The organism is Streptomyces sp. NPDC058758 (assembly GCF_042746075.1).
GTDB lineage: Bacteria > Actinomycetota > Actinomycetes > Streptomycetales > Streptomycetaceae > Streptomyces.
Genome location: NZ_JBHYPS010000007.1, coordinates 236887 through 257699, shown reverse-complemented (window position 1 = coordinate 257699; position 20813 = coordinate 236887). Strand labels below are relative to the sequence as shown.

Here is a 20813-nt window from a genome sequence, read left to right as displayed (position 1 = left end):
ACACCCTGGTCTTATAGCTGAATTGTCAGCAGAAATCCTCACGTTGGGAGGTCCAGGACGCGGGCGAGGGCGGCGAGGACGGCCGGGGCGCGGTGGTCGGGGAGGTGGCTGCCGGCCCACCCGGCCGCCAGGGCGAGGAAGGCGGCGAGGTCGCGTTCCACGCCCGTGAGCAGACCGCGCAGTTCGCCCGCGGGCAGTTCGATCACGGGGCTGTCGTGCCGCTCGGTGTCGACGGTGAGCCGCAGGGTGCCGCCGAGGCGTTCGGCCGCCGGCGACACCGGCTCGTGGCCGAATCCGAGGTACCCGTCGCCGTCGGCGAGCCGGTACCAGTCGCGCCAGTCCTCCAGGCCGTCGCAGCAGCCGGGGTCGAAGGCGACGCCCGTGGCGCGGTCGGTGACGCGCAGGCCTCCCGCGGCGAAGAGGGGGTCGAAGGTCAGCAGGCCGTGCAGGAAGGCGTCGAGCGCGTCCCGGCGCGGCCGGCCTTCGCGGTCACCGGGCCCGCCGCCGTCCTGCTCCGGGAGGCGGTTGCACGCGGCGATCTCCCTCACCGCCGTCCCGACCTCGGCGGTCGTCAGGTCGCCGCCCAGGGCGAGGAAGCCCGACGGCCCGGGCTCGGCCACCGGCCACAGGCCGAAGCCGTCGGGTGCGGAGGTCTCCAGGACGGGCTGCATCACGATCACCCTCCGAAGTGTCCCCCACCCGCCCGGCGGTCGGGGGCCGGGCGGGCGGAACGCAGGAGGCGGAGCGGCCGGGGGGCGCGGGCCCCGGCCGGGCGACGCCGGGAGGCGCGGGCCCCGGCCGGGACGGGCTGTCGTGTCCCCGCCCGGCGGCTTCCTTCCCGCTTCCCGTCGGCGGGCGGCTACCGCGGCGCGTCGTCGTCCTCCGGCGGCCGCTCCGGGCCGTCCACCGCCGTGTCCACGTGCATCGCCGCCTCTTCGGCGGGGGCCGTGCCGTCGTCGGGGCCCACGTCGCGGGCGACCGCGCGGTCGATGTGCCCCGGCCGGGCCGCGGAGGGGGTCAGGCGGCCCGCCCGGGTGGCGCCGGCCTCGTCGTCCACCGGCTCCCCCGGCCCGCCCGGCAGGTCTCCGATGCCGTCGCCCGGGGGCGGTTCCTCCTCCGGCACCTCCTGGCGGAGCCGGCTGTCGAGGGGCTCGCCCTCCCGCTGCTCCCGCGGCGTGGTGCCGTAGCGGGTGACGCCCCGGGGGCGGTCGGGCGGCGAGTAGCCGGGGGCGGCCACGTCGTCGACGGGATCCGTCCCGAGCGCGTTCTCCGGATCGAATTCGTCGCGCTGGTCGGACCCGTCGGGCTGGTCGGGCTCGGGGGGCTGCGCCGCGGAGGTCATCATCGGCTCCCTTCGTCGTGAGGGGTGGGGTGGGATGGGGGGGACGGGCGTGCGGGGAAAAGCGGTCCGCTCAGCCGGTCGCGAGGATGATCGCGTACACGAGGAAGAACAGGGCGAAGGCCACGACCAGAAGGCCCACCACCAGGAGGGGGCCCGCCGCCCAGCCCCGCCGGAGCGGACGGTACGGCCCGGTCGCCGTGCCCGTTCCTGATTCGGCCGGCGGCGTCTCTCCGGGGCGGACTCCACCGGCGGCGCCGCCCGAGGGGGTGCTCCGGGGCGCGGGGTCGGGGTTGCTCGGTGTGGTCATGGCGTCCATCTCCCTACGGGCGGGGCCGCCCGCTCGTCCTTCCGTCGCCTGCGTCACGCGTCATTCGTCGGCGCTGGGGACGTCCAGCGGGCTGGCCGGCGCGTTCTTCCGGGCCTCTTCCATCCGGTCGCCGAGTTCGAGGAGCCGGTTGCGGCCCATGGCCTTGCGCACCTCGGGGAACCAGTCCCGTTCCTCCTCCTCGACGTGGTGGCGCACGTTCTCCATGAGGACGGTCATCTTCGCGTCGAACCGTTCGTCCGAGGGGTCGAGTCCGTCGAGTTCCGAGAGCATCCACACCACGGCGTGGTGTTCCTCGACGCTTTCGAGGATGTGGTCCGTGGTCTCGGGGGCGGCTTCCCGGGCGGCCGGGTAGAAGACCTGTTCCTCGATCCAGGTGTGGGCGGTCAGTTCCCTGATGACCTGGTCGGCGATCTCCCTCTTCCGGGCCCGGTCGTCGTCGCCCGCCCGCTCGAACTCCTTGAACAGCTTCTCCACGGTCTTGTGGTCGTCTCGCAGCAGGACGATCCCGTCCATCACGGCTCCTTCCGTCGTGGCCGGCCACCCGCCCGCGGCCCTTCCGGGGCGGTCGTGCCGCGTCTGCCCCGTGCGCCGCGTCCGAATCGGCCCGGGGCCCGTCCGGGAGCATCCGGGACCGCCCGGCATGAGGGGGCCTGGTCCGGGTATTCGCCGCGCGAGGCGAGGAGCCCCGAGATGAAGATCCTGACGCTGGGTGTCGAGGAAGAGTTCGTCCTGGTGGACCGTCTGACGCGGGCGCCGGTCAACAGGGCGCCGCAGGTGATCCACCGGGCCGCCGAGCGGCTCGGCGGACAGGTGCAGACCGAGTTCTTCAACGCCCAGGTCGAGGTCTGCACCGAGCCCACCGCCTGCCGGGAGGAGCTGCGCGCCGAGCTTTCCCGGCTGCGGTCCGTCGTGGTGGCCGCCGCCCGCGAGGCGGGGTGCATGCCGGTGGCGTGCGGCACCCCCGCGCTCCCCCCGGACGAGCCGCTCACGGTGACGGACAGCCCGCGGTACGGGCTGATGGCCCGCCGCTTCCGCCCCCTGGTCACCCGGGACGACGGGACCGCCCGCGACGACGGGCTCGTCTGCGGCTGCCACGTCCACGTCGGGTCCCTGGACCGCGAGCGGGCCCTCGCCCTCGCCCTGCACATGCGGCCGTGGCTGCCCGTCCTCCAGGCCCTCGCGGGGAACTCCCCGTACGCCCGGCTGCTGGACACCGGCCACGACAGCTGGCGTGCGGTCGAGCACGCGCGGTGGCCGACGGTGGGCCCCACCCCCGTCCTCACCGAGGCCGAGTACCTCGCCCACGTCGCGCGGCTGGTCGGGGACGGGCCGCTGCTCGACAACCGGATGGTGTACTGGCACGCCAGGCCGTCCGAGCACGTGCCGACGCTGGAGATCCGGGTGGCGGACGCCAACGCGCGGCTCGACACGGTGGTGCTGCTCGCGCTCCTGGTGCGGGGGCTCGCCGCCGTACTCCTCGACCGCGTCGACGCCTCGGTCCCGCCGCCGGACGTGCCGGACGCGGGTCTCGCGCGGGCCCACCGGACCGCCGCCGCCCAGGGCCTCGCGGGGGCCGGCCTCGATCCGGCCGACGGCCGGAGGCGGCCGGCCGTGGACCTGCTCGCCGAGCTGATCGACTTCGCCCGCCCGGGACTCGAGCTGTCGGACGACGCCGACTGGGTGGACGACCAGTGGCGGCGGATCCGCGTGGACGGCGGCGGCGCGACCCGGCAGCGGGCCGTCTTCCGCCGCCGCGGACTGCTGACGGACGTGGTCGACGAGCTGGCCGCCGCCACGGCGGGACGCTGACGGGGGACCCGCGTGGGATTCGGCTCGAAGTCCCGGAGATTCGGGCTGGGCAGGCGCCGGGGACTCGCCCGCTGGACGCCCGGGGCCCTTTTCCGCAGGATCTCCGCGCGCCTGGCGAAGGAGTGCCTGCGGCTTCTGTTCTGGGGAATGCGCAGGGGGTTCCGGGCGGCATGCGTCGCCCTGCTGCCGAAGGTGTTCCGGCGCCTGGTCTAGAGCGCTCCCGCCTCTGCGGGAAAGCGCTCCCGTACGGGAATGGGGGACCCCTGCGGGGGTACCCGCCGGGCAGATCACGGCGGGCGCCGGTGCGCCCGGGAGGAACGTCATGAGTGGCAGCGAGAAGGCGAAGGCCCGGCTGGAACAGATCGCCGGGAAGGTCGTGCGGAAGTCCGCTCACGCGCTGGGCAAGGAAGGCCTGGCGGCCAAGGGGGGAGCCCTGGAGAGCCGCGGCAAGGCCCGGGAGGTGAAGGAGAGGGCGAAGGACGGCCTCGGCTGAGGCGAGCCGGAGCGGGGCGGCCCCGTCTCCTTTCGCTCCGCTCGCGTCTCCCGCAACCGGCTCTTCGGGGGGCGGTTACGGGCCGTCCGGCCTCAGCGCTCCGGAGGGAGCAGCGGGCCGAGCGGGCCGAGGTCGAGGTTCAGGTCCTCCAGGGCGTAGCCGTGCTCCGCGCAGAGTTCGGTCATGCGGTCGTGGAGGGCGAGCAGGGTGGCGCCGAGTTCCTCCTCCTGTTCGTCGGTGAGCTCGCCCGAGTCGACGCGGCGGAGCGCCTGCCGCTCGATGAGCTGCCGGAGGAGCTCGACGAGCGTGAGGACGAGTTTGAGGAGGTCCTCGCCCACGGCTTCGGGGTCGGTGCGGAGCCGGTGCGCGGGCCTCGGGGTCTCGCCGGGGTCCGGCGGAGGCGCCTGGAGCAGCCGGAAGGCGCGGGCGAGGGAGGCGCCGGGAGCGTCGGGCGCCGGAGGGGGGCCGGGGTCGCGGCGGTCGCGCTCGGCGGTCACGGCCGGCCCCCTCGGGCCAGGGGGGCTCCGGAGTCGTCCACCGAGGTAACGAGGGCGCGCAGGGAGACGCGTACGAGGTCGATGTCGGCGATCGACAGGACGATGTCACCGGTGATCACGACGCCGCCTGCCAGGAGCCGGTCGAGGAGGTCGACGAGCGCGACCTGCCGGCCGGGCAGGGGCGGTTCTCGTTCGGGGAGGCTCATGGTCGCGGTCCGGGAGAGTCGGCTGGGGCGGCGGGCGGGGCCGTCGGCGTGGCGAAGGAGTAGGGCGCCCAGGGGCCGGTGACCTCGACGCGCACGCCGGGCAGGTCCTCGACGGCCCGCAGGACGGCCGTGCGGAAGGCGTCGGCCAGGTCGTCGGGGACCAGGTAGGCGTCGTTGAGGACGTTCTCTCCCCGTTCCCCCCGCTCGCCCCGGCTGAGGGGGCCGGTCTGGACGGGGTGCCGTACGGCCCGGGTGGCGTACCGGGCGGCTGTGGCGGCGATGCGCTCCGCCGCCCGCCCGGCCTGCCGGTAGCGGTCCTCGCGGGCGTGGTGCTGGGCCCTGCGTGCCTGGAGGTAGGCCTTCCCCGGGCTGCTGGGCGCCGCGCCCGCGGGGGCGGCGGCCTCGCCGGGGGCCGCGCCGGTGCCGGGACCGGGCGTCTCCGGGTCGGGGGCGACGTAGGCCTTCACACCGTACTCCGTGTGACCGGCGAGGAGGGCGAGCCGTTCGGCGAAGGCAGAACGCTGTTCCCGCAGGGCCGCGAGGGCCCGGTCGTCGTCCCGGTAGAGGGTGGCGATCCGCAGGGGCAGCACGGTGGTGTGCGCGGTGAGCGCCTCGACGACGTGGTGGTGCGCCCGGGCTGTCTCCTCCAGCCAGGCGAGGTCCTCGAAGCGCGTCCTCAGCGCCTCCTCGCTCCAGTGCGCCGCGGGGACCCGGCCGGCCACGAACGCGGGAGCGCCGGGAGCGGCCTCGCGGGGGGCCAGGAGGGCGACCGGCGCGTCCTCGACGCCGCGGATGCCGGACAGCAGCGCGGGGAGCGGCGGCGCCACGGCGGCCACGGCGGCCACGGCGTAGACGTAGGTGAGGGCCGGCTCGCCGTTCACGGCGCGGACCTCCGCTTCGGGGCCCGCTCCGCACCTCGGTCACCGTCCTCGCCGTACTCGCCGCGTTCCCCCGCGCCGCCCTCGACGTCCTCGCCGCTCCCGGGCGGGGCGGCGGGGTCCAGCCGTTCGCGGCGCAGGGCGTCCACCTCGGCGCGCAGGCGGCGGTTCTCCTCCCTGAGGGAGTCGCCGCCGGGCCGGGAGGAGAGCGAGGGGTCGTGCTCCCACCAGTCGATGCCCATCTCCTTGGCCTTGTCCACGGAGGCGATCAGGATCCGCAGTTTGATGGTCAGAAGCTCGATGTCGAGAAGGTTGATGCGGATGTCGCCGGCGATCACGATGCCCTTGTCGAGGACGCGTTCGAGGATGTCGGCGAGGCTGGCTGAGGAGGAGGAGGGTGGGTACGCCATGGGCGTCGCCCGTGAGGGCAGGGGGCCCAGCCGTTCGGCAAGCGGGTCGCTCACGGTACTCGTCCTCCTTCGGTCGCGTTCCCCGGCGGATTTTCCGTCGCGCTGCTCGCCGGTTTCCCGTCGTGCTCCCCGTCGTGCTTCAGGCGCTTCGGCCCTGCCGGAACGCGCTGATCTCGTCGAGGCGGTCGAGGAGTTCGTCCTCCTGGCGCTCGAAGGCCGCCTGGTCGATCTCGCCCCGTTCGAGCCGGCGCTCCAGCTCGGCCAGGGCGGCGTAGACGGGGGCGGGGTCGTAGTACTCGGCTTCGGCGCTGTCCACGACGCGCCGTGCCACCCAGGTCACCATCCGCACGGGCGCCAGCGGTGCGGTCAGCAGGCCGGTCAGCAGCCCCATGACTCTCCTTCCTCCTCTTCCGTCCCCCTGGGCTTTCCGCCCTTCCCGGGCGCTACACGAAGCTGTAGGGCGGCAGGGGCCCGTTGAACCGGAACGTGACGGTGGGGGTCTGCTCGGCGAGGCGGGACCCGGCGCGCAGGAAGTCCTCCTTGTCGTCGTCGTGGACCAGGAGGGAGAGGTTGAGGAGGTCCCCGTCGGCCGGCGCCCGGACGCTGTGGTCCCGCGCGAACGGGATCAGCGTCCCGACCAGGCCGGAGGCGAGGGCCTCCTGCCGGGTGCGCACCTCGGTGGCGACGATCTCCCCGAGTTCCAGCGGCAGCCGGGGGTCGGCGTCGCCCGCGCGGATGCGGTCGTTGAGCTCCCGTGCCCGGGGCGACTCCCGGAGGATCTCCCGCAGGAGGGCGTCCTCCTCCTGTGCCGCCCTGACGTGGTACTCGGCGCAGCCGCGCACCCGCTCCAGGGCATCCAGGTAGGCATCGGCCCGTTCTTCGAGGACCGCCGCGACCGCCTGGTCGTCGGGGGCCACGTAGCCGAACTGCAGCGGGAGGACCGTTCCCTGGGCCATGAGCCGCTCCTGGACCTCCTGGTGGGCGGCCAGGTCCCGGCGCCTGGGCCGGATCTCCTCGTCGACGTCCGAGACGACCGCCCGCAGGGGCCCGGCGACCACCTGGCGCAGGGGCGAGGGCTCCGCGCCGACGCCCGTCAGCCCTTCCGTGCGGCACGGGTGGGTGGCGGCGGTGATGGTGTACACGTAGAGAGGCATCGTCTACTCGCTCTCCCGGTGCGCGGTACGGCGCGGGGCGCGGCGGGCCGGCCGCCGTCGGCGCGGCTCCTCCTCCGCCTCGGGCTCTTCCTCGGCCTCGGGCTCCTCGTCCGGTTCCTCGTCGTCGGACCCGCCGGTGAGGGACTGCTTCACCGCGTCCACCACACCGCCGACGGCACCCTTCGACTTGCCCCGGGCCCCGCTCTCGACCGCGTTTCCGACGACGTCGGTGAGCTGGGTGGGGGCCTTGCGGCCGGCTTCCAGGTCGAGGCGGTTGCACGCCTCCGCGAAGCGCAGGTAGGTGTCGACGCTGGCGACGACGATGCGGGCGTCGATCTTCACCAGCTCGATCCCGACCAGCGAGACCCGGACGAACACGTCGATCACGAGCCCGCGGTCGAGGATCAGTTCGAGGACGTCGTACAGACTGCTCGTGCCCCCGCCGGAACTTCTGTTGAGGTCGGCTCCGCCTTGTGGCGCCACAGTCATGGCCGCCTCCCTTCCCGGGGGCCGGCCCTGTCAGGTCGGCCGGTCGATCGCGCCCCGGCTGTAGCGCCGGGTCCGCTCGTAGGAGATGAGGTCGCCCTGCTCGTCCAGCGTGACCTTGTAACTGCCGAGGATGCTCGTGGTGTCGGGGATCCGTTCCAGTTCGAGCACCTCCACCTGGGCCTCCCAGCCGTCCTCGGTCGGCCGGAGGGACGACACCGATTCCGGAACGCGGCCGAGCAGCGACGAGAGCTGCTCGACCGCCGAACGCATCGCCGCGGCCGTACCGCTCCCGTCCCGGCGCGCCGGGGCGCTCCCGTCGGACGGGCGGCGTCGGCGGCGAGCCGGCTCTGCTGGCGCCATGGGCACTCTCCTTGCAGGCTGACCCGTTAGCCTGCCCGCCCGAACCAGCAGAAAACGCCATCAATGTCACGAGAAAGGAATTCATGGCTTTCGAGGCATGTCTGGCGCAGGAGGGAGCAGTGCCGTAGTAACCGTGAACCGTGCGGGTGGGGCGGGCCGCGCAGGCATCTGGCGAAGGGAAAGGCTCATGCAGGACACGACCAAGATCGCCCTGGCGGCCGCGGTCGCCGGGGGCTACGTACTGGGGCGGGTGAAGAAGGGCCGCCTGGCCTTCACCCTGATCACGTACGTCGCCGGCCGCCGCCTCGGTCTCGAACCGAAGGAACTCGCGACCCAGGGCCTGAAGAAACTGAGCGAGATGCCCCAGGTCGCCGAACTCGGCGAGCAGATACGGGGCGAAGCCCTGGACGCCGGCCGCAAGGCGCTCGTCGCCACCGCGAACCGCCGCATGTCCCTCCTGGCCGACTCGCTGCGCGAGCGGACGCTCGCCTTGGGGCAGGGAGACGACAAGGAGACCGACGAGGAGCCCGAGGAACCCGAGGAAGAAGAGGACGAGTACGGCGAGGAGCCCGAGGACGAGGAGGAGGCCTACCCGGACGAGGAGGAAGAGGAGGAAGAGGAGGAGCCCGAGGGGGAGCCCGAGGGGGAGCTCGAGGAGGAGGAACCCGAAGCGGAGGAAGAAGCGGAACCCGAGCCGGAGGAAGAGGAGGAAGAAGAGGAGGAAGAAGAGGAGCCTCCCGCTCCCCGCCGCCCCGCGCGCACGGCCAAGAGGGCCCCCGCCAAGAAGGCGGCTCCGGCGAAGAAGGCGGGCGGGACCTCGGGCACCGACCGGAAGCCGACGGCCCGGAAGACCGCGGCCCGCAAGGCCCCGGCGCGGAAGTCGACGGCGGCCCCGTCCGCCGCGAAGCCGAAGAAGACGGCACCGGCGGCCAAGCCCGCCGCCAAGAAGACCGCGGCGAAGAAGACGGCGGCCAAGAAGGCGGCATCGAAGAAGGCGGCACCGCCGAAGAAGACGGCCGCGAAGAAGAGCGCGAAGCGCGCCCCGGCGTCGAAGTCCACGGCCAAGAAGACCGCGGCCGCACCCACGGCCCGCCGCAAGCCGTCCACCCGGAGGTGAATCATGGCCAGCAAGCACGGCGACGGCGACACCCGGTCGGGGTTCGACCGCCTGATGGAGGAAGTGGGCGGCTATCTCGCCGCACAGGCCGACCAGCTGGCGGACAAGGCCGTGGACAAGGTCGGCGACCTGACCGACGGCCTGTACGACGTGGCGGAGAACGGCGGCGGCCTCGCGGACCTCGGCGGCCGTCTGGTCCAGGGCGACTCCCCGGTGAAGGCGATGGTCGGCCACACGCTCGGCGGACTCAAGGACAAGGTCAAGGACGTGGGCTCCGGCCTCCTCGGCGGCAAGGGCAAGAACCGGAAGGCCGGCGGGAAGGTCGTCAGCATCATCGAGACCATCGACGTCGGGGTGCCGCTGCGCACGGCGTACGACCACTGGACGCGGTACGAGGACTTCAGCAGCTTCGCCAAGGGAGTGCGCAGCGTGTCGCAGAGTGACGACACGAGTTCCGACTGGAAGGTCAAGGTCGGTCCCTCCACGCGGAGCTGGAAGGCGAGCGTCCAGGAGCAGATACCCGACGACAGGATCGTGTGGAGTTCGGAAGGGGCCAAGGGAACCACCCGCGGGTGCGTGAGCTTCCACGAACTCGCGCCGTCCCTGACCCGGATCCTGCTGGTCGTGGAGTACTACCCCTCGGGCCTCTTCGAGAAGACCGGCAACATCTGGCGGGCCCAGGGCCGGCGCATGCGCCTGGACCTGAAGCACTTCGACCGCTTCGTCACCCTCACCGACCAGGAGCCCGACGGCTGGCGCGGCCGGATCGAGGGCGGCGAAGTCGTCGTCACCCACGAGGAGGCCGTCGAGGAGGAGGGCGAAGGGGACGCCGAGGCGGACGAGGAGGAGACGGAGTACCCGGAGGACACCGAGAACGAGGACGAGAACGAGGACGCCTACGAAGAGGAAGAGGAGGGTGAGGAAGAGGAAGACGGAGACGGAGAAGAAGACGGCGAGGAGTACGACGACGAGGAGGAGTACGAGGACGAGCAGGACGAGGACGAGGAGCCTCGGCTCTCCCGCTCCCGCCGCTGACACCCACCGCCGCCCCGCCCGCACCCGCCCCGTGCCCTGTGACCGCGCTCCCCGCGCGGCCACGGGCCACGGGCCACGGGCCACGGGCCACGGGCCACGGGCCACGGGCCACGGGCCACGGCCAGCAGCGCGGTGGAGGCCGGCGGCTGGTGCCGCCGGCCTCCACCCTGTGTGTGTGATCAGTGCCCGAGGGTGTCCTTCGCCTTCCGGGCGGTCTTCTTGGCGTCCCCGGCGGCCTGCTCCGCGCGCCCCTTCATCTCGAGGCTCTCGTTGCCCACGGCCTTGCCGGTGGTCTCCTTCACCTTGCCCTTGACGGTCTTTCCCGTGTCCTTGACCTTTTTCCCAGCAGCCATCCCGGCCACCTCCTCAGGGGTCCTGATCCGCCGCTACCCCCGTACCCCCGGATAACGCCCCCGTCCCCGGTTTCCCTCGGCGGATCACCCGGCGGCGCAGGCGCGGCCTCGGGCGCGGGCACGGGGGCGGGCGCGAGGCACGGGGGCAGGCGCGGGCGCGGGGCACGGTCACTGGTCTACCGTGGGAGCTGACGCCCGTTCAGCAGGGCGTGTCCGACCGGAAGGAGAGCCGCCGTGGGTGCCTTGTCCCGGTCCGGCGAGCCCGGCATTCCCCGTACCGCCAACGCGATCGCGGCCGCGCTCGCCCCGGGGCGCAAGGGGCGGTTCCTGGAGGAGCTGCTCGCCGCGGAGGCGGGGGACGCGCAGCTGGCCGTGATGGACCGGTGGCACCTGCGGGCGGTCGCCGACACCCGGCGCACCGACGCGGACCGCGCGCAGGCGGGGGTGCTGCGGAGCGGTGAGGGAGGCGGTACGGGCGGTGCGGTGCGGCCGCTCGACGACGTCCTCGCCTCGCTGAGCGGGGCCTGGTGAGCCACGGCCTGAGCGAGCAGGCCGCCGCCGTCCTCGCGGCGATGTCCGCCGAGGCGCCCGCGACCTTCGCCGCGACCATCGCGGCCCTGACCGGCATCACGGCCGCGCACGAGCGGGGCGCCGTGCCGGCCGGGGCGAGCCCCATCGACCAGTGGGGCGACGTGTACGACCTCGACGTCCCCGGCCATCCCGTGCTCGTGGAGTGGTTCGCCGGGGACGTCGAGACGGTGACGTTCACGCGCCTCACCTGGCTGGAGGCGGGCCCGTAGGGAGTACCGGCCGGCCGGGGCGGCCGCCCGCGGCATCCCTTCGCCGCGCGGGCTCCGCCCCGGGCCCGCCGCGTGTATCGCGGGCGTATCGAAAAGCACATACGCCCCCGCAACCGGCCGCCCCCTTCCATGGGCGCATGAAGAGTGACACCGCCCTGCCCGCGCCCCCGCCGACGCCTTCGTCCGCGCTCCCGCCGACGCCGCCCCGGGCGACGCGCCGGGGGGCCGTGCTCATCGGGCTCGTGCTCCTCGCGGTCGCGGGCGGGCTGTTCGCCGTGCGGGGGCCGCTGATGATGGCGGCTCCGGCGTGCGCGTCCGGACGGTGGGAGGGCTGCTTCGGGACGTTCAACGGGGTGGTGCTCATGACGCTGGTCACGGTGCCCCTGGCCGTCCTGGTGGCGTGGGCGGCGGCGCGGCGGCGGCGCGCCGCCGGTGTCGCGGGGGCGTGGCGGCTGTCGCTGGCCGAGGTGGGCATGGTGCACGGGACGCTGCCGTTCCTGTGGATGACGATGATGCCGGGCTCGGGGGCCGGCGTCGTGCCGCCCCGGCTGAGCCTGGTGCCGCTGCGGGACCTGGTGGCGATGGGGACGCTCGGCATCGTCGGCAACCTGCTGGTCTTCGCCTCGCTGGGGTTCTTCGCGCCCGTGCGGTTCGCGGCGCTGGCGTCCCCGGCGCGGATCCTGGCGCTCGGCGCGGGGTGCTCGGTCCTGGTGGAGACCGCGCAGTACGTCCTTCCCCTGGACCGGGTGACGTCGGTGGACGACGTGCTGGTCAACGCCACCGGGGCCGTCCTGGCCGGGCTGGCGTCGCGCCGCTGGTGGCGGGCGCGCGGGGACGGGCGGGCGCCCCGGACCTGTGCCGTTGCTTAGGCTTCGGGCATGCGCGTACTGATCGTGGAGGACGAGCCGTATCTGGCGGAGGCCGTCCGGGACGGGCTGCGGCTGGAGGCGATCGCCGCCGACGTCGCCGGCGACGGGGACACCGCCCTGGAACTGCTCCGCCTCCACTCCTACGACCTCGCGGTCCTCGACCGGGACATCCCCGGCCCGTCCGGCGACGAGGTCGCGCGGCGCATCGTGGCCTCCGGCAGCGGCATCCCGATCCTGATGCTGACCGCCGCCGACCGGATCGACGACAAGGCGTCCGGCTTCGCCCTGGGCGCCGACGACTACCTCACCAAGCCGTTCGAGCTGCGGGAGCTGGTGATGCGGCTGCGGGCGCTCGACCGGCGGCGCGCCCACGCCCGGCCCCCGGTCCGGGAGCTGGCGGGCCTGCGCGTCGACCCCTTCCGCCGGGAGGTCTTCCGCGACGGGCGGTACGTGGCGCTCACCCGCAAGCAGTTCGCGGTGCTCGACGTCCTCGTCGCCGCCGAGGGCGGGGTGGTCAGCGCCGAGGAGCTGCTGGCGCGGGCCTGGGACGAGAACGCCGACCCGTTCACCAACGCGGTGCGGATCACGGTCTCCGCCCTGCGCAAACGGCTCGGCGAACCGTGGGTCATCGCGACGGTGCCGGGGGTCGGGTACCGCATCGACGCCGGGCCCGGCGAGGGCCGTGCCGGCCGGCCGCATGCGTAGGCGCCCGGGGTTCAGCGTGCGGCTGAAGCTCACGCTCAGCTACGCGGGCTTCCTCGCGGTCGCCGGGGCGCTGCTGCTGGCGGTGGTGTGGGGGTTCCTGCTGCGCTACGTGCCCGACAATCCCCAGGGCCTGCTCGGGGTCTCGCCCAACCGCTGGCTCCTGGTGCGCACCTTCTTCCCCGCGGCGGCCGTGGCGATGGGCTTCCTGCTGGTGTTCGGGCTGGTCGGGGGGTGGTTCCTGGCCGGGCGGATGCTCGCGCCGCTCAGCCGGATCACCGCCGCGGCGCGGACGGCCGGGAGCGGTTCGCTGTCGCACCGGATCCGCATGGAGGGGCGCCGGGACGAGTTCCGCGAGCTCGCCGACGCCTTCGACTCGATGCTCGGGCGGCTGGAGTCGCACGTCGCCGAACAGCGGCGGTTCGCCGCGAACGCCTCGCACGAGCTGCGCACTCCGCTGGCCATCTCGCAGACGCTGCTCGACGTCGCCCGCAAGGACCCGACGCGGGACCGGGACGAGCTCGTCGCGCGGCTCCAGGTCGTCAACACCCGGGCGATCGACCTCACGGAGGCCCTGCTGCTGCTCAGCCGGAGCGACCGCGGGACGTTCGCGCGCGAGAGCGTCGACCTGTCGCTGGTCGCCGAGGAGGCCGCCGAGACGCTGCTCCCCCTCGCCGAGCAGCGGGGGATCGCGCTCGACGTCACCGGCGGGGCGGCGCGGGCCCTCGGCTCGGCGGAGCTCCTGCTGCGGATGGTGACGAACCTCGTCCAGAACGCCGTCGTCCACAACCTGCCGGCGGGCGGCACGGTGACGGTCCGCACCGAGGCGCGGGACGGCACGAGCGTGGTGCGGGTCGAGAACACGGGTCCCGTGCTGCCGCCGGAGCTGGTGCCGACGCTGACCGAGCCCTTCCAGCGGGGGACGGAACGCGCCCGCACCGACGAGCACGCGGGCGTCGGCCTCGGCCTCGCCCTCGTGCACAGCATCGTCCGCGCCCACGGCGGCGTCCTGGACCTCGCCGCCCGGCCGGCCGGCGGCCTGCTGGTCACGGTCACGCTGCCCGGCGAGCCGCCGCGGGCGGCCGGCCGCTCCTGACCGGGGTGCGCGCGGTGCCGGGCGGACCGCACCGGGTCCGGCGGGGTCAGGGCGGGTCGACGAGGGGGCAGTGGGTGCCGGTGTAGATGGTGGGCATGCAGCGGTTGCAGTGGACGCAGCGCGAGCGGGTCTCCGGGGCGGCGGCCAGGCGGCGGACCAGGTCGGGCTCGCGGAGCAGGGCCCGGGCCATGGCGACGAACGCGAAGCCCTCGGCCATGGCGCGGTCCATCCCCTCCCGGTCGGTGACCCCGCCGAGGAGGATCAGCGGCAGCGCGAGGGCCTCGCGGAACCGCCGGGCGTCCTCCAGCAGGTAGAGCGGCTCGTACGGGTAGGACCGCAGGAACGAGCGGCCGACCGTGCGCAGGCCGAGCCGCTGGGGCAGCGGGAAGCGGGCCGCGAACTCCTTGACCGGGGCCTCGCCGCGGAACAGGTACATGGGGTTGAGCAGCGAGCTGCCGGCGGTCAGGGCGAGGGCGTCGACGGAGCCGTCCTCCTGGAGCCAGTGCGCCACCTGGAGGCTGTCGGCCGGGGAGAGGCCGCCGCGCACCCCGTCGGTCATGTTCAGCTTCGCGGTGATCGCGATCCGGTCGCCGACCTCCGCGCGGACGGCGCGGGCGAGGTCCAGGGCGAGGCGCGCCCGGTTGCGCAGGGAGCCGCCGTAGCGGTCGGTCCTGCGGTTGAGGCGGGGGCTGAGGAAGGCGCTGGCCAGGTAGTTGTGGCCGAGGTGCAGCTCCACGGCGTCCGCCTGGGCCTCCACGGCCAGGCGGGCGGCGGAGGCGTGGGCGCGGACCACCCGGTCGAGGTCCTCGGCGGTGGCGGCCCGGTCGCGGCGCAGACTGACCGGGTTGAAGCCGCCCGTCGGGGACAGCGAGGGCAGCCGGTTCGAGCGGGCGTCGGCCACCGGCCCCGCGTGTCCGAGCTGGAGGGAGACGGCGGCGCCCGTTCCGTGGACGGCTTCGGTCAGCCGGCGCAGTCCGGGAAGGGCCTCGGGCCGCATCCACACCTGGGCGCGCTGGGTGCGGCCTTCGGGCGCGACGGCGCAGTAGGCGACCGTGCTCATCGCCACTCCCCCGGCGGCGGGACGGCGGTGGTACTCGACGAGGGCGTCGGTGACGACGGCGTCGGGGGTGAGCCCCTCGAAGGTCGCCGCCTTGATGACCCTGTTGCGCAGCCGTACGGGTCCCAGCCGGGCGGGGGCGAGCACGTCGGGTGCCGGACCGGAGGGGCGCGGAGGCCGGTGGTCTGCGGTCATGCGCGGAGCATCGCACAGAACTGACGAAGTGTCAGCAAGTGTGGGCGGGGCGGCTCCGCCCGGCCGGCGGAACTATCCTGCGCGGATGACACACGAGCCGGAACTGACCTCCCCCGTGGACCTGTGCCTGCCCGACGGGCGGTTGAACCCGGCGGCCGTCGGGTGGACCCGGCGCCCCCTGCACTCCGCCGCCCTGCGCGGCTGGGGGCGGGCCAAGCGCTGGGAGTACTGGGGTCTCGTCACCCCGGACCACATCGTGGGCCTGGTCGTCTCCTCGCTGGACTACGCGGGCGTGCACGGCCTCTACGTGCTGGAGCGGGCGACCGGCCGCGAGACCACCACCGACGTCGTGGTCCCGCTGGCCCGGGGCGTGCGCTTCCCCGTGCGCAGCGGCGAGGGCGAGGTCTCGGTCCGTGCCTCCGGGCTGGCGGTCCGGATCCGGCAGGGCCCGGACGGCGACACGATCCACGCGGCGGCGGACGGCGTCCGGATGGACGTCGAGGTGCCGCGCCCGCCCGGCCACGAGTCGCTCGGCGTGGTGGTGCCGTGGAGCGCCCGGCGGTTCCAGTACACGGTCAAGGACGTGGGCCGCCCCGTCCGCGGCACGCTGGAGCTGCGCGGCGTGACGCACGCGGTCGGCGGCCCGGAGGCGTTCGCCGTACTGGACCACGGCCGCGGCAAGTGGCCGTACGCGGTCACCTGGAACTGGGCGGCCGGGGCGGCCCCGGGGCGCGCCGTCCAGCTGGGCGGGAAGTGGACCGACGGGACCGGCGTCACGGAGAACGCCCTGGTCCTCGACGGCCGGCTGCACAAGATCGGCGAGGAGCTGCGGTGGACCTACGACCGGTCCGACTGGCTGCGCCCGTGGCACATCGCCGGGGAACGGGTGGACGTGCGGTTCCACCCGTTCCACGAGAAGGTCTCGCGCACCGAACTCGGCCTGGTGGCGAACGAGACGCACCAGTGCTTCGGCCGGTTCACCGGCCGCGCCCTCGCCGACGACGGCGCGGAGGTCGCCCTGGACGGCCTGGTGGGCTGGGCCGAGGAGGCGCGCAACCGCTGGTGACCGCGGCTCAGTCCGTCGCGGCCGGGCGGGTGGGGAAGGAGGCGGGGAAGAGGTCGGCGGTGGTGCGGTGGAGGTAGTCGCGGCCGGCGTAGGCGTGCTTCATCCGGTCGAAGACGTCCTGGGCCCGGGTGCGCCAGGCCGTCTCGTCGAGGCCGGGAATCCTTCCGGCCCGCAGGACGGTGCGGCCGTTGACGACGACGGTGTCGACGTCCGCGCCCGAGGCGTTCATCAGCAGGGTGCGGACCGGGTCGTCCACTGGGCCCGTGCGGGGGCCGTCGAGGCGGACCACGACCAGGTCCGCGAGGGCGCCGGGGGCGAGCCTGCCGAGGTCGGTGCGGCCGAGGGCCCTGGCTCCGCCGAGGGTGGCGGCACGGTAGTAGTCGGCGGCCGCGCCCGCCTCCAGGCGGCCGGTGGTGAGCTTGGACAGGTTGGTGCCGTAGTCCATGGTGCGGATCATGTCCGGCGGGAAGGAGTCCGTGCCCATCGCGATGTTCACCCCCGCCGCGCGGTAGCGGTCGAAGTCCTCCAGGGCCGCGCCGTAACGGACCATGGTGTGCGGGCAGTGCACGATGCCGGCGACCGTGGCCAGGGCGTCGAGTTCGCCGGCGTACGGGGCGTCCACCTCGCTGTGGCCGCCGATGTAGATCGCGTGCGGGATCAGCAGGCGCCGGCCGAGCAGGCCCGTCTCCTCGAGCAGGCCGAGCGGGGTGGTGCCGTGGCGTTCGGCCAGGTGCCTCAGCTCGCCGGTGCCCTGGAGGCAGTGGAGCCGTACCAGGCAGTCCAGTTCCTCCGCCGCGGCCGCCGTGGCCCGCATCAGGTCGGGGGTCAGGGTCTCGATCCGGCAGGGCAGCAGGGCGCCGCGGACGAGGCCGTCGTGGGCGCCGTCGAAGTCGCGGACGAAGCGGATGGCGTCCGCCAGGCCCCGCTCCCCCCGTTCGGGCCGCCAGTGGAAGGTGGTGGTGCCGTCGGCGGTGACGACGGGGACGCCGCTGCGGTAGCTCGGCCCGAGGTACATGCGGAGGCCGAAGCGGGCCGCGCCGGCGGCCACCCGGGCGAGGTCGTCGTAGGTCTCCGCCCAGTCGGAGTGCGTCTCCGCGGCGATGGGCATGGCGGTGGTGATGCCGTTGCGGAGGAGCTGGGTGAGGGCGTAGTCGCGGACGAAGGCCCGGTCCTCGGCGTCGAAGACCGCCGTCGGGCCGCTCAGGGCGTACTCCTCCGACCAGGCGAGTCCCCGGTCGTCCGCGTGCCAGGTGTCGAGGAGGGCGTGGTCGATGTCGGCGAGCGCGTCCAGGTCCACGAAGCCGGGGCCCACGAGCGCCAGTCCCGCGTCCACGACCTCGTCGCAGGCGGCCGGGTCGTAGCCGTGGCCCACGTGGACGATCCGGGTGTCCTCGTAGACGACCTGTCCGTCGCGGATCAGGACGTGGTCGTCGGCCTCGGGGTCGTAGCCGATCACGTGGCTCGCGGTGACGAGGGTCTTCATGCGGTGCTCCGATGGTGCGGTGGTGGTGACGGGCGGGCGCGGGCCCGGCGGGTCTGCCGCGCCCCGGGACCGGGGCGCACCCGGGACCGGGCGGGGCGGCACGGGCGATCCCGGACGTGTGCTCGCGGGGGGGGGCTCAGGGACGGCTCAGGGGCGAGGCGGGGACGGGTCAGGGGCGGTGCGTCCGGCCCGCAGCCACCTGCGCGCGGCGGCGAGGTCCACCTCGACGTCGTCGCTCCACGAGCAGACCTCCAGCCACGAGAGGCAGCCGTCGTCGGTGAAGACCAGCACCTCGCCCGGGCACTCGCCGTCCTCGGTGTACAGGAGCGCCTCCGCCGCCACGCCCCTGCCCGGCCGTGTCGGGGCCGGCTCCACCTCGCCCGCGTCGAGCCCGAAGTAGGCGGTCCCGCATCCGCACCCGCACCGCCCCGTCACCCGGAGGTGCGGCACCTGCGCCCGCAGCGCGACGCGCACCGGGTCGTCCCCGGCCAGGACCAGGGCGAGCACGTCGGACACGTCGGCGGGCAGGCGTTCGATCATGCCGCCACGGTATCCGGCCGCCCGGCCGGCCCGCCCTGCTCCACGGCATCCGCGAGCGACGACTGCGGGGCCGGAGCGTGCCCGCAGATCCCGCCGCGGGGCCGAGGGCGGGGCTTGCGGGGGGCGCCTCGACCGGTCAGCGTTCCGGAGCGGGCTCGGGCAAGGGGGCGCCGGGCGCGGCGGCGTGGTGCGGAGGCGCGGGGGTGATCGAGCGGCGCCTGACGACCAGGAGGACGATCAGGACGACCTGGAGCAGGATCGGTACGGCAATGCCCGGGTACCCCTCGGGGTCGGTGCCGGCCATGGAGGAGAGCAGGCCGAAGTCCCACAGGCCGTGGACGAGCATGGGCAGCAGGATGGTGCCGCCGGCGCGCAGGCAGAGGTAGAGGAAGAAGCCGGAGGTGGAGACGATGACGGCCTGGCCGATGGCCTGGCCTCCGTCGCTGAGGGCGTTGCTCAGGTGGGCGGCGCCGAAGATCAGGGAGGACCACAGGGCGACCTTGCCCTCGCCGAGGCCGGCCTTCTTGAAGACCTGGACGCCGATGCCGCGGAACATCAGCTCCTCGCCGATGCCGACGAGCAGGGTCATGGCGAGCAGGCTCAGCACGAGGGAGAGGGGCTGGGCGGCGAGGTTGCCGTAGTTCACCGCGAGGAGGGCGGCGGCCAGCATCGAGATCGGCACGCACCACACCCAGCGGCGGACCGGCGCGCGGTAGTGGAGGACGTCGCTCCACCAGCCGAGCCGGGTCACCACGGCCGCGCCGAAGAGGACGGAGAGGGCGACGGGGATCAGCCCGTCGCGGAGGACCGCCTCGGTGGTCGGGAAGTCGCCCTTCGCGCCGCTGGTGTCGACGCCGACGAGGATGCCGGCGCCCTGGATGATCGCGAGGTAGGCGACGGTGACGACCAGGAACCACGGCCAGGTCAGCCGCCGCTGGAGGGAGGGGGGGTTCTTCTTCGGGCACGGGGCGGCTCCGTTCGGGCGCAATGAGGTCATCGCCCGTAGGCGGGGGCTACTTCGCCAAGCGGACAACCACATATTCCCATAAGCCTTTAATAGGCATCGAAGCTCGCCAATAGCCTCAATAGGATCAATGTGGCTCACATCATGCCAATCGGACGTTCACCTGCGTTCTTCTGCTCCCGGATGGTTGATCACGGTGCCGTGACACCTCGTCGGGAACGGTCCGACCGGGAACGGGTGGAGGTGACGGGACCGGGTCACCGGCCCGTCGAGCCGTCCAGCATCTCGCGGAGGATGTCCAGGTGGCCGTTGTGGCGGGCCGTCTCCTCGGTGAGGTGCAGGAGGATCCAGCGCAGGTCCACGTGGAGGCCGTCGCGGACGGGGCGCGCGGCCCGGGCGTCCAGGCTGTGCGCGGCGACCAGTTCGCGGTGGGCGGCGGCGTGTCCGGCGTACTCGTCGAGCAGTCGGCGGAGCGGGAGGTCGACCGCGACGCGCATCTCGCGGTCGGGGTCCTCCTCCGTCCAGGGGCCCTGGTCCTCCTCGCCCAGGAACACGACCCGGAACCAGTAGTACTCCACCCAGCGCAGGTGGTTGACCAGTCCGCTCATGGTCATGAGCGGCGAGCCCGGGAGGAGCGCCTTGCGCGCGTTCTCCTCGGAGACGCCGTCGCACTTGGCGCGCGCGGTGTCCCGCGCGTAGTCGAGGAAGGTGGTGAGCTGGGTGCGTTCGTCCCACGCGGGCGGTGTGTCGTCGGTTCTCGTCATCGCCCGCAGCCTCCCCGATCGGTACGGCGTCTGTCGACGCGTTTTCCCGCGGCGCCGGGCCGGGGCCGCGGAGAACCGGGGCGGGGGCCCGCACGGGCGGGTCAGTAGGCGCCGAAGGACCAGAAGACGCCGACCTCGTGGGCGCCGACCGCGATCAGGCCCAGGTCGTCGAAGAGGTCCAGGCCGTTGACGTACGCGCCGGTGGCGAAGGCGTGGGACCGGGTGCCCGCGAGGCCCGCCGCGACGAAGTCCGGGGGCTCGGCCCCGGCGGCGGCGACGGCGTTGGTCCAGTGGCGCGCGCCGGGGCCGTACCGGCCGAGGAGGGTACGGGCGTCCGCCAGGACACGGTCGCGGTCGGGGCGGCTCCGGACGGGGGCGGGCTCCGCCTGCCACTCCTCGGCCATCACGGCGAGCGCCCCGGCCGCCGCGTCCGCCGCCAGGGGGTGGAGGCGGGCGCGGAGTCCGGACGCGGCGGGCGGGTCGAAGGGGTACGCGGGCCACGTGTCGCGGGCGTCGTTCGCGCGGTCGCCGTCCAGCCGGAGCCAGCCCCGGGGGTCGTCCACCGACCGGTGCATCACGGCGAGGACGTCGTGCGCCCAGTCGTCGTGGAGCCGGGGGCCGGTCGCGGCGAAGGTGTACGTGTCGTCCAGCAGCCGCAGCGCCGCCGCGTTCCACCGGCGGCGGTCCTCGTCGCCGTGACCGTCCCCGCGCCCGTCCCCGTGCCCGTCGGTGCTCACGTGCTCTTCCCTCTCTTCCGCCCCTCCCCGAAGGGGGCGTGCCGAAGTCCCGTCACGGCAGGGGGCTCC

The 20813-nt window shown here is 74.3% G+C and carries 29 protein-coding genes; 10 read left to right on the top strand and 19 right to left on the bottom strand.

Going from position 1 to position 20813, the window contains the following annotated elements; genetic code table 11:
* Positions 1-38: 38 nt before the first annotated feature.
* From ACFW6A_RS12500 to ACFW6A_RS12485, 4 genes are all read right to left on the bottom strand, one after another.
* On the bottom strand, positions 39-671 hold the full coding sequence (locus ACFW6A_RS12500) for a hypothetical protein (RefSeq protein WP_351842611.1): 633 nt from the start codon (positions 669-671) through the stop codon (positions 39-41).
* A gap of 188 nt (positions 672-859) precedes the next feature.
* On the bottom strand, positions 860-1345 hold the full coding sequence (locus ACFW6A_RS12495; RefSeq protein WP_386484437.1) for a DUF5709 domain-containing protein: 486 nt from the start codon (positions 1343-1345) through the stop codon (positions 860-862).
* Between the two features lie 67 nt (positions 1346-1412).
* The gene (locus ACFW6A_RS12490) at positions 1413-1649 is read right to left on the bottom strand and encodes a DUF6480 family protein (RefSeq protein WP_386640341.1); all 237 of its coding nucleotides are present in this window, start codon (positions 1647-1649) and stop codon (positions 1413-1415) included.
* A gap of 60 nt (positions 1650-1709) precedes the next feature.
* Positions 1710-2183: a hemerythrin domain-containing protein gene (locus ACFW6A_RS12485; RefSeq protein ID WP_351842487.1), complete on the bottom strand. Its 474-nt coding sequence runs from the start codon at positions 2181-2183 to the stop codon at positions 1710-1712.
* 177 nt (positions 2184-2360) lie between these two features.
* Between ACFW6A_RS12485 and ACFW6A_RS12480 the strand changes: the two genes are divergently transcribed.
* On the top strand, positions 2361-3479 hold the full coding sequence (locus ACFW6A_RS12480) for a YbdK family carboxylate-amine ligase (protein ID WP_351842489.1): 1119 nt from the start codon (positions 2361-2363) through the stop codon (positions 3477-3479).
* A gap of 322 nt (positions 3480-3801) precedes the next feature.
* Complete coding sequence (locus tag ACFW6A_RS12475; RefSeq protein ID WP_351842491.1) at positions 3802-3972, top strand: hypothetical protein; 171 nt, start codon at positions 3802-3804, stop codon at positions 3970-3972.
* Positions 3973-4064: 92 nt separating this feature from the next.
* Here ACFW6A_RS12475 and ACFW6A_RS12470 read toward each other — a convergent pair whose 3' ends face one another.
* The 8 genes from ACFW6A_RS12470 to ACFW6A_RS12435 all read right to left on the bottom strand — a co-directional run bounded on the left by ACFW6A_RS12470 (position 4065) and on the right by ACFW6A_RS12435 (position 7966).
* Entirely contained in the window at positions 4065-4469 is a 405-nt protein-coding gene (locus ACFW6A_RS12470; protein WP_351842493.1) for a gas vesicle protein K, read from the bottom strand.
* Positions 4466-4675, bottom strand: coding sequence for a gas vesicle protein (locus ACFW6A_RS12465; protein WP_351842495.1), 210 nt, complete (start codon positions 4673-4675; stop codon positions 4466-4468). Before ACFW6A_RS12465 ends, ACFW6A_RS12470 begins: the two co-directional genes overlap by 4 nt.
* On the bottom strand, positions 4672-5556 hold the full coding sequence (locus tag ACFW6A_RS12460) for a GvpL/GvpF family gas vesicle protein (RefSeq protein WP_386640336.1): 885 nt from the start codon (positions 5554-5556) through the stop codon (positions 4672-4674). Before ACFW6A_RS12460 ends, ACFW6A_RS12465 begins: the two co-directional genes overlap by 4 nt.
* Complete coding sequence (gene gvpJ / locus ACFW6A_RS12455; RefSeq protein ID WP_386640333.1) at positions 5553-6017, bottom strand: gas vesicle protein GvpJ; 465 nt, start codon at positions 6015-6017, stop codon at positions 5553-5555. The genes ACFW6A_RS12460 and gvpJ (ACFW6A_RS12455) overlap by 4 nt, the downstream gene beginning before the upstream one ends.
* Before the next feature lie 85 nt (positions 6018-6102).
* Positions 6103-6354, bottom strand: a complete 252-nt coding sequence (locus ACFW6A_RS12450; protein WP_351842499.1) for a gas vesicle protein GvpG — start codon at positions 6352-6354, stop codon at positions 6103-6105.
* Between the two features lie 52 nt (positions 6355-6406).
* The gene (locus tag ACFW6A_RS12445; RefSeq protein ID WP_351842501.1) at positions 6407-7117 is read right to left on the bottom strand and encodes a GvpL/GvpF family gas vesicle protein; all 711 of its coding nucleotides are present in this window, start codon (positions 7115-7117) and stop codon (positions 6407-6409) included.
* 3 nt (positions 7118-7120) lie between these two features.
* Positions 7121-7606, bottom strand: coding sequence for a gas vesicle protein GvpJ (gene gvpJ, locus ACFW6A_RS12440; RefSeq protein ID WP_351842503.1), 486 nt, complete (start codon positions 7604-7606; stop codon positions 7121-7123).
* Positions 7607-7636: 30 nt separating this feature from the next.
* A complete protein-coding gene (locus ACFW6A_RS12435) occupies positions 7637-7966 on the bottom strand; it encodes a gas vesicle protein (protein ID WP_351842505.1) in 330 nt (109 codons plus the stop codon).
* A 187-nt stretch (positions 7967-8153) separates the two neighbouring features.
* Between ACFW6A_RS12435 and ACFW6A_RS12430 the strand changes: the two genes are divergently transcribed.
* Positions 8154-9083: a histone protein gene (locus ACFW6A_RS12430; protein ID WP_386484422.1), complete on the top strand. Its 930-nt coding sequence runs from the start codon at positions 8154-8156 to the stop codon at positions 9081-9083.
* A 3-nt stretch (positions 9084-9086) separates the two neighbouring features.
* Positions 9087-10118 (top strand): SRPBCC family protein, encoded by a 1032-nt coding sequence (locus ACFW6A_RS12425; RefSeq protein WP_386640330.1) that lies wholly within the window; start codon positions 9087-9089, stop codon positions 10116-10118.
* A 179-nt stretch (positions 10119-10297) separates the two neighbouring features.
* Here the strand turns inward: ACFW6A_RS12425 and ACFW6A_RS12420 are convergent, their stop codons facing one another.
* Positions 10298-10471, bottom strand: a complete 174-nt coding sequence (locus ACFW6A_RS12420; RefSeq protein WP_351842511.1) for a CsbD family protein — start codon at positions 10469-10471, stop codon at positions 10298-10300.
* 234 nt (positions 10472-10705) lie between these two features.
* Between ACFW6A_RS12420 and ACFW6A_RS12415 the strand changes: the two genes are divergently transcribed.
* From ACFW6A_RS12415 to ACFW6A_RS12395, 5 genes are all read left to right on the top strand, one after another.
* Positions 10706-11002 (top strand): hypothetical protein, encoded by a 297-nt coding sequence (locus ACFW6A_RS12415; protein ID WP_351842513.1) that lies wholly within the window; start codon positions 10706-10708, stop codon positions 11000-11002.
* Positions 10999-11271: a hypothetical protein gene (locus ACFW6A_RS12410; protein ID WP_351842515.1), complete on the top strand. Its 273-nt coding sequence runs from the start codon at positions 10999-11001 to the stop codon at positions 11269-11271. Before ACFW6A_RS12415 ends, ACFW6A_RS12410 begins: the two co-directional genes overlap by 4 nt.
* A 137-nt stretch (positions 11272-11408) precedes the next feature.
* Positions 11409-12140: a VanZ family protein gene (locus tag ACFW6A_RS12405; RefSeq protein ID WP_386640327.1), complete on the top strand. Its 732-nt coding sequence runs from the start codon at positions 11409-11411 to the stop codon at positions 12138-12140.
* 9 nt (positions 12141-12149) lie between these two features.
* Entirely contained in the window at positions 12150-12845 is a 696-nt protein-coding gene (locus ACFW6A_RS12400) for a response regulator transcription factor (RefSeq protein ID WP_386640325.1), read from the top strand.
* The gene (locus ACFW6A_RS12395) at positions 12838-13938 is read left to right on the top strand and encodes a HAMP domain-containing sensor histidine kinase (protein ID WP_351842521.1); all 1101 of its coding nucleotides are present in this window, start codon (positions 12838-12840) and stop codon (positions 13936-13938) included. Before ACFW6A_RS12400 ends, ACFW6A_RS12395 begins: the two co-directional genes overlap by 8 nt.
* 46 nt (positions 13939-13984) lie before the next feature.
* Here ACFW6A_RS12395 and ACFW6A_RS12390 read toward each other — a convergent pair whose 3' ends face one another.
* Positions 13985-15190: an NADH:flavin oxidoreductase gene (locus ACFW6A_RS12390; protein ID WP_386640322.1), complete on the bottom strand. Its 1206-nt coding sequence runs from the start codon at positions 15188-15190 to the stop codon at positions 13985-13987.
* A gap of 85 nt (positions 15191-15275) precedes the next feature.
* On the opposite strand from ACFW6A_RS12390, the gene ACFW6A_RS12385 reads away from it, so the two are divergent.
* Positions 15276-16256 carry a DUF2804 domain-containing protein gene (locus ACFW6A_RS12385; RefSeq protein WP_386640319.1) on the top strand — a complete coding sequence of 327 codons (981 nt, stop codon included), beginning with the start codon at positions 15276-15278 and terminating at the stop codon, positions 16254-16256.
* Between the two features lie 7 nt (positions 16257-16263).
* On the opposite strand, the gene ACFW6A_RS12380 is transcribed toward ACFW6A_RS12385, so the two are convergent.
* From ACFW6A_RS12380 to ACFW6A_RS12360, 5 genes are all read right to left on the bottom strand, one after another.
* The gene (locus tag ACFW6A_RS12380) at positions 16264-17739 is read right to left on the bottom strand and encodes a chlorohydrolase family protein (protein ID WP_386640316.1); all 1476 of its coding nucleotides are present in this window, start codon (positions 17737-17739) and stop codon (positions 16264-16266) included.
* A gap of 147 nt (positions 17740-17886) precedes the next feature.
* On the bottom strand, positions 17887-18279 hold the full coding sequence (locus ACFW6A_RS12375; RefSeq protein WP_386484367.1) for a hypothetical protein: 393 nt from the start codon (positions 18277-18279) through the stop codon (positions 17887-17889).
* A gap of 136 nt (positions 18280-18415) precedes the next feature.
* Entirely contained in the window at positions 18416-19276 is an 861-nt protein-coding gene (locus ACFW6A_RS12370) for a CPBP family intramembrane glutamic endopeptidase (protein ID WP_386640313.1), read from the bottom strand.
* Positions 19277-19500: 224 nt separating this feature from the next.
* On the bottom strand, positions 19501-20007 hold the full coding sequence (locus ACFW6A_RS12365; protein WP_351842533.1) for a DinB family protein: 507 nt from the start codon (positions 20005-20007) through the stop codon (positions 19501-19503).
* A gap of 101 nt (positions 20008-20108) precedes the next feature.
* Positions 20109-20744 carry a hypothetical protein gene (locus ACFW6A_RS12360; protein ID WP_386484363.1) on the bottom strand — a complete coding sequence of 212 codons (636 nt, stop codon included), beginning with the start codon at positions 20742-20744 and terminating at the stop codon, positions 20109-20111.
* Positions 20745-20813: the final 69 nt, after the last annotated feature.

What these genes read in the sequence shown, in the direction of transcription:
- ACFW6A_RS12475 (WP_351842491.1), top strand. Translation starts at nt 3,802, where the DNA reads ATGAGTGGCAGCGAGAAGGCGAAGGCCCGGCTGGAACAGATCGCCGGG.
- ACFW6A_RS12490 (WP_386640341.1), bottom strand. Translation starts at nt 1,649, where the DNA reads ATGACCACACCGAGCAACCCCGACCCCGCGCCCCGGAGCACCCCCTCG.
- ACFW6A_RS12365 (WP_351842533.1), bottom strand. Translation starts at nt 20,007, where the DNA reads ATGACGAGAACCGACGACACACCGCCCGCGTGGGACGAACGCACCCAG.
- ACFW6A_RS12375 (WP_386484367.1), bottom strand. Translation starts at nt 18,279, where the DNA reads ATGATCGAACGCCTGCCCGCCGACGTGTCCGACGTGCTCGCCCTGGTC.
- ACFW6A_RS12380 (WP_386640316.1), bottom strand. Translation starts at nt 17,739, where the DNA reads ATGAAGACCCTCGTCACCGCGAGCCACGTGATCGGCTACGACCCCGAG.
- ACFW6A_RS12480 (WP_351842489.1), top strand. Translation starts at nt 2,361, where the DNA reads ATGAAGATCCTGACGCTGGGTGTCGAGGAAGAGTTCGTCCTGGTGGAC.
- ACFW6A_RS12495 (WP_386484437.1), bottom strand. Translation starts at nt 1,345, where the DNA reads ATGATGACCTCCGCGGCGCAGCCCCCCGAGCCCGACCAGCCCGACGGG.
- ACFW6A_RS12400 (WP_386640325.1), top strand. Translation starts at nt 12,150, where the DNA reads ATGCGCGTACTGATCGTGGAGGACGAGCCGTATCTGGCGGAGGCCGTC.
- ACFW6A_RS12430 (WP_386484422.1), top strand. Translation starts at nt 8,154, where the DNA reads ATGCAGGACACGACCAAGATCGCCCTGGCGGCCGCGGTCGCCGGGGGC.
- gvpJ (WP_351842503.1), bottom strand. Translation starts at nt 7,606, where the DNA reads ATGACTGTGGCGCCACAAGGCGGAGCCGACCTCAACAGAAGTTCCGGC.
- ACFW6A_RS12485 (WP_351842487.1), bottom strand. Translation starts at nt 2,183, where the DNA reads ATGGACGGGATCGTCCTGCTGCGAGACGACCACAAGACCGTGGAGAAG.
- ACFW6A_RS12465 (WP_351842495.1), bottom strand. Translation starts at nt 4,675, where the DNA reads ATGAGCCTCCCCGAACGAGAACCGCCCCTGCCCGGCCGGCAGGTCGCG.
- ACFW6A_RS12445 (WP_351842501.1), bottom strand. Translation starts at nt 7,117, where the DNA reads ATGCCTCTCTACGTGTACACCATCACCGCCGCCACCCACCCGTGCCGC.
- ACFW6A_RS12385 (WP_386640319.1), top strand. Translation starts at nt 15,276, where the DNA reads ATGACACACGAGCCGGAACTGACCTCCCCCGTGGACCTGTGCCTGCCC.
- ACFW6A_RS12370 (WP_386640313.1), bottom strand. Translation starts at nt 19,276, where the DNA reads ATGACCTCATTGCGCCCGAACGGAGCCGCCCCGTGCCCGAAGAAGAAC.
- ACFW6A_RS12420 (WP_351842511.1), bottom strand. Translation starts at nt 10,471, where the DNA reads ATGGCTGCTGGGAAAAAGGTCAAGGACACGGGAAAGACCGTCAAGGGC.
- ACFW6A_RS12450 (WP_351842499.1), bottom strand. Translation starts at nt 6,354, where the DNA reads ATGGGGCTGCTGACCGGCCTGCTGACCGCACCGCTGGCGCCCGTGCGG.
- ACFW6A_RS12500 (WP_351842611.1), bottom strand. Translation starts at nt 671, where the DNA reads ATGCAGCCCGTCCTGGAGACCTCCGCACCCGACGGCTTCGGCCTGTGG.
- ACFW6A_RS12395 (WP_351842521.1), top strand. Translation starts at nt 12,838, where the DNA reads ATGCGTAGGCGCCCGGGGTTCAGCGTGCGGCTGAAGCTCACGCTCAGC.
- ACFW6A_RS12390 (WP_386640322.1), bottom strand. Translation starts at nt 15,190, where the DNA reads ATGACCGCAGACCACCGGCCTCCGCGCCCCTCCGGTCCGGCACCCGAC.
- ACFW6A_RS12405 (WP_386640327.1), top strand. Translation starts at nt 11,409, where the DNA reads ATGAAGAGTGACACCGCCCTGCCCGCGCCCCCGCCGACGCCTTCGTCC.
- ACFW6A_RS12435 (WP_351842505.1), bottom strand. Translation starts at nt 7,966, where the DNA reads ATGGCGCCAGCAGAGCCGGCTCGCCGCCGACGCCGCCCGTCCGACGGG.
- ACFW6A_RS12425 (WP_386640330.1), top strand. Translation starts at nt 9,087, where the DNA reads ATGGCCAGCAAGCACGGCGACGGCGACACCCGGTCGGGGTTCGACCGC.